Annotated in this window: 12 protein-coding genes; all 12 read left to right on the forward strand. The window is 68.4% G+C overall.

Going from position 1 to position 11,967, the window contains the following annotated elements:
* The first annotated feature begins 36 nt into the window (after nucleotides 1-36).
* Nucleotides 37-1,323, forward strand: coding sequence for an ABC transporter substrate-binding protein (locus ACPEE0_RS15085; protein ID WP_407709054.1), 1,287 nt, complete (start codon nucleotides 37-39; stop codon nucleotides 1,321-1,323).
* Nucleotides 1,320-2,282 (forward strand): carbohydrate ABC transporter permease, encoded by a 963-nt coding sequence (locus tag ACPEE0_RS15090; protein WP_424574786.1) that lies wholly within the window; start codon nucleotides 1,320-1,322, stop codon nucleotides 2,280-2,282. Before ACPEE0_RS15085 ends, ACPEE0_RS15090 begins: the two co-directional genes overlap by 4 nt.
* A 4-nt stretch (nucleotides 2,283-2,286) precedes the next feature.
* A complete protein-coding gene (locus ACPEE0_RS15095; RefSeq protein ID WP_424574787.1) occupies nucleotides 2,287-2,565 on the forward strand; it encodes a hypothetical protein in 279 nt (92 codons plus the stop codon).
* Nucleotides 2,511-3,101 carry a carbohydrate ABC transporter permease gene (locus ACPEE0_RS15100; RefSeq protein WP_424574788.1) on the forward strand — a complete coding sequence of 197 codons (591 nt, stop codon included), beginning with the start codon at nucleotides 2,511-2,513 and terminating at the stop codon, nucleotides 3,099-3,101. The genes ACPEE0_RS15095 and ACPEE0_RS15100 overlap by 55 nt, the downstream gene beginning before the upstream one ends.
* Nucleotides 3,102-3,141: 40 nt before the next feature.
* Nucleotides 3,142-4,581: an NAD-dependent succinate-semialdehyde dehydrogenase gene (locus ACPEE0_RS15105; RefSeq protein WP_424574789.1), complete on the forward strand. Its 1,440-nt coding sequence runs from the start codon at nucleotides 3,142-3,144 to the stop codon at nucleotides 4,579-4,581.
* A gap of 1 nt (nucleotide 4,582) precedes the next feature.
* A complete protein-coding gene (locus ACPEE0_RS15110) occupies nucleotides 4,583-5,326 on the forward strand; it encodes a sulfite exporter TauE/SafE family protein (protein WP_009358902.1) in 744 nt (247 codons plus the stop codon).
* 52 nt (nucleotides 5,327-5,378) lie between these two features.
* Nucleotides 5,379-6,638 (forward strand): AGE family epimerase/isomerase, encoded by a 1,260-nt coding sequence (locus ACPEE0_RS15115; protein WP_424574790.1) that lies wholly within the window; start codon nucleotides 5,379-5,381, stop codon nucleotides 6,636-6,638.
* Between the two features lie 158 nt (nucleotides 6,639-6,796).
* Nucleotides 6,797-8,044, forward strand: a complete 1,248-nt coding sequence (locus tag ACPEE0_RS15120) for an MFS transporter (protein ID WP_424574791.1) — start codon at nucleotides 6,797-6,799, stop codon at nucleotides 8,042-8,044.
* A gap of 144 nt (nucleotides 8,045-8,188) precedes the next feature.
* Complete coding sequence (locus ACPEE0_RS15125) at nucleotides 8,189-8,671, forward strand: hypothetical protein (RefSeq protein ID WP_424574792.1); 483 nt, start codon at nucleotides 8,189-8,191, stop codon at nucleotides 8,669-8,671.
* 285 nt (nucleotides 8,672-8,956) lie between these two features.
* Nucleotides 8,957-9,505, forward strand: a complete 549-nt coding sequence (locus ACPEE0_RS15130) for an RNA polymerase sigma factor (protein WP_133351690.1) — start codon at nucleotides 8,957-8,959, stop codon at nucleotides 9,503-9,505.
* The gene (locus ACPEE0_RS15135; protein ID WP_424574793.1) at nucleotides 9,502-10,362 is read left to right on the forward strand and encodes a hypothetical protein; all 861 of its coding nucleotides are present in this window, start codon (nucleotides 9,502-9,504) and stop codon (nucleotides 10,360-10,362) included. Before ACPEE0_RS15130 ends, ACPEE0_RS15135 begins: the two co-directional genes overlap by 4 nt.
* Nucleotides 10,363-10,745: 383 nt before the next feature.
* Complete coding sequence (locus ACPEE0_RS15140; protein WP_424574794.1) at nucleotides 10,746-11,921, forward strand: FAD-binding oxidoreductase; 1,176 nt, start codon at nucleotides 10,746-10,748, stop codon at nucleotides 11,919-11,921.
* Nucleotides 11,922-11,967: the final 46 nt, after the last annotated feature.

The raw sequence follows: 11,967 nt of genomic DNA on the forward strand, positions 1-11,967 counted from the left end.
AAATAAGGCACAGCAACACTCAACGAGGAGATTATTGTGAGTCAGATTTCACGCAGGCAGGCCATGGCCGTCCTTGGAGCCCTGGGATTCGGCGCCACCGCGGCAGCGTGCGCCGGACCCGGCGGCTCCACCACCCCCGGCGGTGCCACCGGCCCGGCTGCCCCGGCCACCGGCGACATCACGGGCAAAGTGTCCTTCGCCCACTGGCGCGGCGAGGACAAGGCAGTGTTCGACGAACTGATCAAGCGGTTCGCGGCGATGCACGACGGCGTGGAGGTGGCCCAGGACATTTCCACCTCCAACGACTACAACGCCCAGGCGCTGCAGAAGCTGCGCGGCGGCTCTATCGGCGACGCGTTCGCCACCTTCCGCGGCGCACAGTTCAAGAACTTCACCGAAGCCGGCATCTACACCGACCTCAAGGGCAGCAAGGCCGTCTCCAACTACGAGGACAGCCTGCTCTCCGCAGGCAAGTCGGGCGATAACGTGCTCGGCCTGCCCTACCAGGTGGTGTTCCCGATGCCCATGGCCAACGTGGACCTGTTCGACAAGGCCGGCGCCGACCTCGCCCCCAAGGACTGGGACTCCTTCCTGGCCATGTGCGAGAAGCTGGCGTCCTCCGGCGTCGTACCCATCTCCTGGCCGGGCGGCGACGTGGGCAACGGCGGGCAGCTGTTCAACTGCATGGTCGCCAACAACGCGCCTGTGGACGACGCCTGCGCCCAGATCGAACAGGGCAAGCTCAAAGCCACCGACGACTGGTTCATCAAGATGCTCAACCAGTACAAGGACCTGGTTCCGTTCCTGCAGCCCAACGCCACCGGCACCGCCGTGGAGCCGGCGCAGAACCTGTTCTCGCAGGGCAAGGCCGCCATGCTGGCCACCGGTTCCTACCACATCGCCGCGGTCCGCGGCCTGGGCGCCCAGTTCCCCATCGAGCTGGTGTTCCCCAACACCTCGGACGGCAACGCCAAGTACGAAGGCGTCTACAACGCCACCTTCATCCTGGGCGTCAACTCCGCGAGCAAGAACCAGGCCGCCGCGGCGGCGTGGATCGACTTCCTGTCGGAGCCGGAGAACGCCGCCTACTACGCCAACGAGACGGCGCAGCACGTGTCCGTGAAGGACGTGGAGTACACCAACCCGGACCTGAAGCGCCTGAGCCCGTGGCTGGAGAAGAAGACCGCCCTGGCCGCCCGGTTCCAGTTCCTGAACCTGGATGTCCGCAACGCGGTGGAGGCCAGCGCCACGGCCGTCATCTCCGGCACCAGCCCGGAGCAGGCAGCCGAAGCCGCCCAGAAGATTGTTGACGAGCGGCTATGAGCACCCCCACCGGAACGGCGGCCAAGCGGAAGACGCCGCACCGCCATACCGGCGCCGACGAGGCCAAGGTGCGCCGCCGCTCCCCCACCCGGGTGAATCCGGCGCTGTACCTCTTCCCGCTGCCCGCCGTCGCCGTCATTGCCTTCTTCCTGGTGATGCCCACGCTGCAGGCCTTCCAGTACGCCATCACGGACTGGAACGGCTTCTCCGCGGCCTTCAAGTACGTGGGGCTGGACAACTTCGTCCGGGCGTTCACCAGCGACTCGCTGTTCATCAACGCAATGACCAACAACCTGAAGTTCATGCTGCTGGTGGTCATCGCGCAGACGGCGTTCTCGCTGATCCTCGCCCTGCTCCTGACGAAGAACTCCCGCGGCAGCATCCTGCTCCGCGCCCTGTTCTTCTTCCCCACCATCCTGTCCTCCGTGTCCGTGGCCTTCATCTGGAAGTTCATCTACGACCCCAACTTCGGCCTGGCCAACTCGGTCCTGGGCTCAGTGGGCCTGGAGGCCCTGCAGGGCTCCTACCTGGGCAACAACGCCCAGGCCCTGTACTGGGTGGCCGTCACCCAGGTGTGGTTCCACGCCGGGCAGATGATGGTGGTGTACATCGCCGGCCTGCAGTCCATCCCGCGTGAACTCTACGAGGCCGCCGAAATGGACGGCGCCGGCCGGTGGCAGCAGTTCAAGTCCATCACCTGGCCGTTCGTGGCCCCGGCAACGGCCATCGTGGTGGCCTACACCACGGTCCAGTCGTTCAAGGCCTTCGACCTGATCCTGGGCATCGCGGGCAACCCGCCCAAACAGTCCCTGGACATCCTCTCCACGCGTATCTACAGCACCTTTGCCAACTCGGAGTTCGGCTACGCCGCGGCCCAGTCGATCATCTTCATGGCGATGATCGCCCTGGTCACCTGGCTCCAGCGCCGGCTGCTCCGGCTGACCCCGAAGGGGGAATGACAGCATGCTCGCCTCAATCAGCCGCCGTGCCATCCTGGGCATCTACGCCATCATCATCATCGTTCCGCTGACGGTGGTCGGCTTCGGCAGCTTCAAGTCCACGCAGGAACTGTTCGCCGGACCCTTCAGCCTGCCGCAGTCCCTGTCCCCGCCAACTACGCAGAGGTCATCGGCGGCCAGGACCTCGGCACGTCGTTCTGGAACAGCGTCATCGTCACCGCCATCTCCGTGCCGCTCACCCTGTTCCTGGCCAGCCTGGCCGGCTACGCCGTGGCCCGCCTGAAGGGGTTCGTGTCCTGGGCCATCTTCGGCTTCCTGGTCCTCGGCATGGCTATCCCGGCGCAAGCCAACATGGTGCCCCTCTATGTGCTGTTCGGCCGGCTCGGCCTGCTGGACAACCTGTCGGGTTTGGTCCTGGCGAACGTGGTGTCCACCCTGCCCATCGCCGTCTTCATCCTGGGCGGGTTCATGCGGACCCTGCCCAAGGAGCTCTACGAAGCCTCCTCCATTGACGGGAGCGGGCCGTGGAAGACCTACGCCTCCATCGCCCTGCCGCTGTCCGCGCCGTCCATCGCCGCCGCCGCCATCTTCCTGTTCGTCATCCACTGGAACGAGCTGCTCTACCCGCTGCTGTTCATCCAGTCCCCGGGCAACCGCACCCTGCCGCTGGCACTGCTGAGCTTCCAGGGCGAGTTCCAGACCGACTACCCGCTGCTTTTCGCCGGCGTCATCCTGGCCTCCCTGCCCGTGGTGGTGGCGTACGTCTTCCTGCAGCGGTACTTCGTTGCAGGTATCACCGCCGGCGCCAGCAAGGGCTGAGCACCCCGGCCCCCTGCCCGCCCAACGAAAGGCACCATCCGTGAATTTGAAATCAGCCGGCCACCTGGTGAACGGCTCCTGGCACTCCGCCGGCAGCACCAAGGACGTGACGGACCCCGGCAACGGCAGCACCGTGGGCGAGGTGGCCTGGGGCACCGGCGAGGACGCAACCCGGGCCGCGGACGCCGCGGCGCAGGCGTTCGGGTCCTGGTCCCGCACCACGGCCCGGGCCCGGGCCGACCTGCTGCGCAACGCCGCAGACCTGCTGGCCGAACGCCGCGACGAACTCGCGCACACCCTGGCGCTGGAAGCCGGCAAACGGCTCCCCGAAGCCCAGGGCGAAGTGGACTTCTCCGTGGAATACTTCCGCTGGTTCGCCGAGGAAGTCCGCCGCGCCACGGGCACCATCAGCCCGCCCGAACTGCAGGGCCGCCGCCACCTCAGCAGCCGCAAGCCCATCGGCGTGGCCCTCAGCCTGACGCCGTGGAACTTCCCGGTGTCCATCCAGGCCCGCAAGCTCGCCGCCATGCTCGCCGCCGGCTGCACCGTGGTGGGCCGGGTGTCCGAGAAAGCGCCCCTCGCCGCCACCGGCCTGTTCGAGGTCCTGCACGACGCCGGGTTCCCGGCCGGCGTGGTCAACCTGGTCCACGGACCCTCCCGCGAGATCACCGCCGCCCTGCTGTCCCACCCCGCCGTGCGGGCCGTCAGCTTCACCGGTTCCACCGGCGTGGGCCGGCAAATCATGGCCTCCGCCGCCGAACGCGTGGTCCGGCCGCTGCTGGAACTGGGCGGCAATGCCCCGTTCATCGTCTTCGAGGACGCGGACCTGGACGCCGCCGTCGAGGGTGCAGTGCTGGGCCGGCTCCGCAACACCGGCCAGTCCTGCGTCGCGGCCAACCGCTTCCTGGTCCAGGACAGCATCGCCGACGAGTTCGCCGCAAAGCTGGGCGCGCGCTTTGATGCCATGAGCATCGGGCACGGCGTTCCCGACGGCGGCGCACCGGTCCCGGACCTGGGCCCCGTCATCGACGCGGACCGGGTGTCCGCCGTGCAGGCGCTGGTGGACGACGCCCTGAACCGCGGCGCGCGCCGCGTCACGCAGCGGACCGACGTGCCCGGCACGGGGTCCTTCCTGGCGCCCACGCTGCTGGCGGATGTTCCCGACGACGCCCCGCTGGTTGGCGAGGAAGTGTTCGGCCCGGCTGCCGGCGTCGTCACCTTCGCCACGGAGGACGAGGCAATCCGAAAGGCCAACGCCACCGAAATGGGCCTCGCCGCCTACGTGTGGAGCGGCAGCCCGAAGCGCGGCTGGGAAATCCCGGAACGGCTCGATGCCGGCATCGTGGGCGTCAACGACCCCCTGCCGTCCGTGGCATTCGCGCCCATGGGCGGCGCCAAGCAGTCCGGCCTGGGCCGGGAAGGATCAAGCCTGGGCCTGGAGGAATTCGAGGAGGTCCAGTACGTGGCCTGGAGGCCGTAAGGTGCTGACGACCGGGCTGGTGCTGGGCGCCGTGGTGGTGGGGGCCGGGATGCAGCGGATCACCGGCATGGGCTTTGCCCTGGTGGCCGCCCCGTTCCTGGTCCTGCTGCTGGGCCCGGTGGAAGGGGTGGTGCTGGTGAACGTGTGCGGGGCCGTGACGGCCGGCGCCATCATCTTCCGTGTGGTCCGGGACGTCGACTGGCACCGGTACCTGTGGCTGGCGGCCTCGGCCCTGCTCGGCATCATCCCGGCGGCGTTCCTGATCCGGCTCATCCCGGCAGCGGTCCTGGAGATCTCCATCGGGGTGATCCTCGCCGTCGGGCTGACCGTCCTGCTGGTCCTCAAGTCCGCCACCCTTCCGCCGCGGCGGCGCTACCTGCTCACCGCCGGCGGCCTGAGCGGCTTCATGAACACGGCCGCCGGCGTGGGCGGCCCGGCGGTCAGCATGTACTCCATCGCCACCCGGTGGCAGCATAAGTCCTTCGCTGCCACCATGCAGCCCTACTTCTTCACCATCGGCGCGCTGTCCCTGATCTCCAAGGCGGTCACCGCCCCGGCCACCTTCCCCGTCCTGCCCTGGGGCATGTGGGTGGCCGTCGCCGCCGCCTGCCTGGCCGGGCTGGTCCTGGGCGACGTGGCCGCAAAGTTCGTCCCCGCCCGCGCAGCGCAGATCCTGCTGATCATCCTGGCCTACCTGGGCGCGGCCGCCACCATCATCCGCGGCGTGCTCGACGCCATCGGGTAGCCCCTCCCACCGACACAACCACTTCGCACCTGCACCAGAGAGAGGAAACAACATGACGTGGCTGAACAGCGCCGCTCACGCACGATGGCTCGAGGCCGAGACGGACCGGCTGATCAATTTCGCCGCGGCATCCAAGGTGCCCACGGGATTCGGCTGGCTCGACAACTACGGCAAGGTGTTTGCCGACAAGCCGACCCATCTCTGGATTACCGCGCGGATGGTCCACAGTTTTTCCGTCGCCGCCCTGCTGGGACGGCCCGGTGCCGGGACCCTCGTGGACCACGGCATCGCGGCGCTCAACGGCGTCTTCCATGATGACGAGTTCGGCGGCTGGTATGCCGAGGTCAACGACAACGGACCGGTGAACGACACCAAGTCCGGCTACCAGCACTCCTTCGTGCTCCTCGCCGCCGCCAGCGCCGTTTCCGCAGGGCGCCCCGGCGCACAGGAACTGCTGGACAAGGCGCTGCACATCGCCGACACGAAGTTCTGGGACCACGAGGCCAACATGTGCTTCGACTCCTGGAACCGGGACTTCACCGAAACCGAGGCGTACCGCGGCGGGAACGCGAGCATGCATTCGGTGGAGGCGTACCTGATCGTCGCCGACGTGACCGGGGAGAACCGCTGGCTGGAACGGGCCCTGCACATCGCCGAGGTGCTCATCCACCAGTTCGCGCGCAACAACAACTACCGGGTGTTCGAGCACTTCGACCCGGAGTGGAACCCGATGCCGGAGTACAACACCGATGACCGGGCCAGCCAGTTCCGTGCGTACGGCGGCACCCCCGGCCACTGGGTTGAGTGGGCGCGGCTGCTCCTCCACCTCCGTGCCGGGCTCGAAGCCCGCGGACTGGCGGTCCCGGACTGGCTGCTGGAAGACGCCCGCGGCCTGTTCGACGCCGCCATCCGTGACGCCTGGCAGCCGGACGGGAACCCCGGCTTCGTCTACACGGTGGACTGGGAAGGCAAGCCGGTGGTCACCACCCGCATCCGCTGGGTGCCCGCCGAGGCAATCGGCGGAGCGGCCGCCCTCTACATCGCCACCGGCGAACAGCAGTATGCGGACTGGTATGAGCGGATCTGGGACCACGCCCGCGACTGGTTCATCGACTACGAGCACGGATCCTGGAAGCAGGAACTGGACGAGAAGGGCAACGTCACCTCCACCGTCTGGTCCGGAAAGGCGGACATCTACCACCTCTGGCACTGCCTGGTGGTCCCGCGCCTTCCGCTGGCGCCCGGGCTCGCCCCGGCCGTGGCGGTAGGCCTGCTGGACGCCCGGATTAGTGCTCCGGGGGCGGGCAGGTAACGGGCTGGCAGGCACAGCCGGGACATAGCCGGGAAGGCGCGCGGAGGGGCCTTGTCATGTACGTGACAGCGGCCCCGATCCTGTAAATTTAAGGGAGGAATTTGTCCGGCCAACAACGCCGCGTTCCGCCCCCTCCCCCTTGAATGGATCCCTTTCGCATGCCTTCCGCGATGCCCGCGCCCGCCCCTGCCCGATTCCCCTATGCCGCGATGGCGGTCCTGGCCACCATCGCCTTCACCGCCATCACCACAGAGCTGCTGCCGTCCGGCCTGCTGCCGCAGATCAGCAGCGGGTTGAACGTGTCCGAGCCCGTGGCCGGCTACCTTGCCGCCGCGTACGCCGCCGTCATCGTGGTCACGGTGGTTCCGGCCGCGCGGCTGCTGGCGGGGATCCCCCGGCATGCCCTGCTGGTGGGCCTGGTGGTCACGTTCGCGGCCAGCAACGCCTGGGTGGGCCTCGCCCCGGACTTTACGACGGCGATGATCGCCAGGATGGTGGGCGGCCTGGCGCACGGCCTGCTCTGGACCACCATGGCGCCGTTCGTCACCCGGGTGGTTCCGGCGGACAAGGTGGGCAAGGCCCTGGCCATCGTCTTCAGCGGCAACAGCCTGGGGCTGGCCATCGGTGCGCCGCTGGGCACCGCACTGGGCGGGTTCCTCGGCTGGCGGGCCGCTTTCCTGGTGCTGGCGGGCTTCGGCCTGGTCCTGGCGGTCCTGGCCTTCTTCCTCCTGCCGCGGGTCCGGCGGATTTCCGACGCCGTCCGGCCCTCCATGCGCCGTGCCGTCGCCCAGCCCGGGGTGAAGGCGGTGGCCACCGCCTGGCCGCTGCTGGTCCTGGCGCACTTTGCGCTTTTCACCTACATCGCCCCGTTCGTCCGCGAAGCCGGCCTGCCGGACTATGCCATCAGCCTTTCCCTGACCGTCCTGGGCGCCTCGGGCCTGCTGGGAATCTGGGTGGCGGGCCTCACCGTGGACTCGCATCCGCGGCGTTCGCTGATCATCACGACGGCGGCTATCGCCGCGTCGATGTTCCTGTTGCCGCTGGCTTCGGGGAACCTTCCGCTGGCCCTGGCGCTGATGACGGTCTGGGGTGCGGGGCTGGGGGCCATCGGCATTTACAACCAGGCGGCCATCCTACGCGCCGGCGGCGAGTACCAGGAGGCGGCGAACGGCCTCACCGTGCTCACCATCCAGCTGGGCATCACAGTCGGCGCCCTGTATGGCTCCGGCGCGTTGGTTGCCGGCGGTCCGCTGCTGGTTCCGATTGCGGCAGCGCTACCGGTGGTGGCCGCGCTGGCCATCACCCTTGGGGGTAAGCGGCATGCCTACCCGCCGGGCCCCCGGGAACAGGTGTGGCTGGAGCCCCGGCCGGTGGCGGAGCACGTACGCACACCGCTGCGTGACTAACTCCACTATGACTAGGGAAATGACAAATCAGTCAAGAAATTCATGCTGACCCGTAACCTCCGTGACCCGGATTTCGATTCATACAGTAGCGGGGAAAACCGCAGTTGATCGCAATCCATGAAAATTTCGACAACGGAGGGTCTCATGTCTTTCTTCACGTATTCCGGCAACAAGCTGGCCGCCACCGTGCTAGCCGCGGGTGTGCTGGTGGTCGGCGGGACGGGGGTAGCGGCCATCGCCGACTCGCTCCCGGACGCCCCCTCGGTGACGGCTGAGTCGCCGTCGCCCACACCCACTGCCACTGAAACGGAGTCCCCGGAGCCCAGCCCCACGGCAACCGAAACCGAATCTCCGGAACCGAGCCCCACGGCAACGGAAACCGAATCCCCTGAACCAACCCCAACCGAAACAGAGACGGCCTCGCCAAGCCCGTCGCCCACTGAAACGGAGGAGCCGGACCCGGAACCCACCTCTGATGGCGGCGGACCTGACGCCACCGGCCCGGCTGCGTACGGACTGTGCAACGCATTCAGCAACGGCGGCCTGAACGAGACCTCCACCGCCTTCGCGGCACTGGCGGAGGCTGCGGGTGGCGAAGCGGCATTGAGTCCTACTGCGCCACCGTAGCTGCTCCCGAGGACGACGCGGATGAGACCGTCGACGCTCCGGAGGAACAGGAACCGGCCGAACAGCAGGTCCAGGAGCAGCAGGTCCAGGACCAGCGCCAGGGCGCCGGGCAGGGCCAGGACGCGAACAACGGATCCAAGTCCGATAACGCCAGCGGCAACTCCGGTGGCCAGGGCGGCCGCGGCCAGCGGTAGCCTGTCAGCAGGGACGGTGCCGCTCCGGGATTTGCTCCCGGGGCGGCACCACCGGCAGGTGCCCGCCCGGGCAGCCGCCGCAGGGGGATGGATGCACAAGCTCAAGGATGAGGCAGCGACGCCCGGTCACGCCGACGAGGGCACCTTTTGTGCTGTCTACCAGGAGTTTTCGCCCGCGGTCCTGAGCTATCTCCGCTCGCGCGACGTTGAGGACCCGGAAGCAATGACCCAGGAGGTCTTCCTGGCTGTCTATGCCAGGCTTGGCGACCTGCACGGCGGGACCAAGGGACTCAAGTCCCTGGTGTTTTCCATCGCCCACGCCCGCTACGTGGATGAGCACCGGCGCCGGGTGAAAGCGCCCTGGACCACCGGGTACGACCCCGAATCCGACCCCCGCTGCAGCACCTCGGCGGAGGACCAGCTGCTGGCGGCGGAAGGCTCAGACACCGTGAAGGCGATGCTCGGAACGCTGGAGCACGACCAGCAGGAAGTCATTGCGCTCCGCGTGGTGGCGGACCTCTCCGTGGAAACCACGGCGGAAATCATGGGGAAGACGCCGGGAGCAATTAAGCAGCTGCAGCGGCGGGCACTGTGCCGGCTGAGGAAACTTCCTCCCACCTTGAGAGAAGGCACGCCATGACCAGCCAGGACCACCGCCACCAGCGCGGGCTCGACGACGAGCACAGCGTGGACGCGCTGCTGGCCGAAACCGGATTCCAGGACGACGCGGAACTGCGGGACGTGTTGCTGCAGATCCGTGGTCTCCGGACACTCGACGTTCCGCCGCCGTCGGCCGGACTTGCTGCGCTTATGGATCAGGACGCATCACCGGGGGACGTGGTCCGGCCGCTTGCTACCGCTGCCCGGAAACGGAACCGGGCTGTCTTCACGTCGCTGGCGGTAGCCGCTTCGCTCGGTATCGCCGGCGGTGCAGCGGCGGGAAACGAGACCCTGCGGCACGGCGCGGAGGGAACCATCAGCAGCATCGTGGGGTGGCCCTGGCCCCGGCCCCCGCGGAGCCGCCACCCGCAGTGCCCCCGGAGGCACCCGGCACAGGCGCCGCCGTCGTACCCGCTCCTGTTCCGACGCCTCCGCCGGGAAGCTTTCCTGCCGGTCTTGTCCCCGACGACGGCCCCGTCCAGTCGGGCGAACTGCCCGCCGCGGGACCGGAAGCCGTGCCCGCCCATCCCGTTCCGGCCGGACCGCCGGAGTTCCGTTCGGAGCCACCCGCCGCCCTTCCCGATCCTGCAGGCAACCGGCCGGAGATTCCCAACCAGCACCCTGGACCCGGAAACCCGGGGTCAGCCGCCAAACACGAAGGGCAGCCGCCGGCCGCCACGGAGGCACCGGGCCAGAACGGCGGGGCCACGGCGGACACGCAGGATCCTGGCAAGCCGGGCCCTGACGTCCAGCCGCCCCTTCCACCACGCAACCCGGACCCGGCGCGGTAGCGCGGACGCCGGTTATCCGCCGCGCCTGGTGCTCGTGCGTTCCTGACACACGCTATTGACCGCCCTTGTAGCCCGCCAGATACTTGGAGTGCCGTTGCCAATCGTGCCTGTTGAAGGCGTGCTCTCCACATCCAACCCAGCCGGATCAACGAGGACCCGGCACCCTATCTGGCGAGGTCAGACCATGGAACAAGGCCATTCAGGAGACCGGATCAACGAGGCGCTGTCGGAGTTGCGCGGCCAGCTCAGCGGCAGCCTGCTCCAACCGGGCGATGCAGGATACGAGGACGCGCGCCGGGTCTGGAACGGCATGCATGACCTGCATCCCCGGGCCATCGCACTGGCAGGTTCTGTGGCGGACATCGACCCGTCCTGGCAGCAGCCCGCACCACAGGACTGGTCCTGGCGGTGCGGGGAGGCGGACACAATGTGGCCGGCCACGGGAGCGTGGAAGGCGGCCTGGTCCTGGATCTGGGCAGGCTGCGCGAGGTTGCGGTGGATCCGGTCACCCGCCTGGTCACCGTGGAGCCGGGTGCAACCCTGGCGGACGTGGACAGGGCGACCGTGGAGCACGGCCTGGCGGTCCCCATCGGCGTCATCAGCGCCACGGGCATCGCCGGGCTGACGCTCGGCGGCGGCGTCGGCTGGCTCACCCGAAGCGATGGGCTGGCGCTCGACAACCTGAACTCCGTGCACATCGTCACCGCCGCGGGTGACCACCTGCGCGCCAGCGAGCATGAGAACGCGGACCTGTTCTGGGGCGTGCGGGGCGGCGGCGGCAACTTCGGCGTGGTTTCGGCCTTCACGTTCCGCGCACGGCCGCTCCTCCAGCCTGTCCTGGGCGGGAACCTCTTCTACGCTCCGGAGCACTGGAAGGACGCGCTGGCCGGCTTCGAGACCTGGAGCCGGGACCTGCCGGACGAGATGAACCCGATTGTCAGCTTTATTGCCTTTCCTGCGGAATTCGGGCTGGGCGACGCCGTGTGGATGGTCATCGGGTGCGCCTGGGCGGGCGCGGACCATCAGCCCGGACTGGACCTGATCGGCAGGCTGCGGAAGCTCGCGCCGCCGGACCAGGAGGAGGTGGGCCCGGTTTCCTGGCTCGAGTGGCAAAGCGCCATGGACAGCCTCTTCCCTCCGGGGGCGCGGGGCTACTGGAAGAACGTCTCCTTCTCCCGCCTGGACGGGGAGGTCATCGACGTGGTGGCAGGCATTGCCTCCGAGGTGCAGTGGCAGGGCACCGGCATCGACATCCACCTCCTGGGCGGGGCCTTCAGCCGGGTCCCGGAGGAGTCCACCGCCTACCCCAACCGGTCCTCAAGGTTCCTGATGAACGTCTACGGTTTCTGGTCCGACGCGGACGACGACGAGCGCCTCACCGAGTTTGCGCGGCAGGCACACGCACGGATGCAGCCCTTCGCCGAACAGGGTGAATACCTGAACTTCCTCGGCGGCGAGACCCGCCAGGACCCGCACGCCGCACGCCTGACCTACGGGGCGGACAAGTACGAGGACCTTATTGACCTCAAGCAACGGTTCGACCCCGGCAACCTCTTCAGCCGCAACCACAACATCCAGCCACGCCAGCCGTCCGCTGCCCCCTAGCATCCGCTGGGCAGCGCGGAGAAGGTAAGCGCACCGGGCAGAGCTC

It is taken from the genome of Arthrobacter sp. SD76 (assembly GCF_049726125.1).
GTDB classification, from domain to species: Bacteria; Actinomycetota; Actinomycetes; order Actinomycetales; family Micrococcaceae; genus Arthrobacter; species Arthrobacter nitrophenolicus.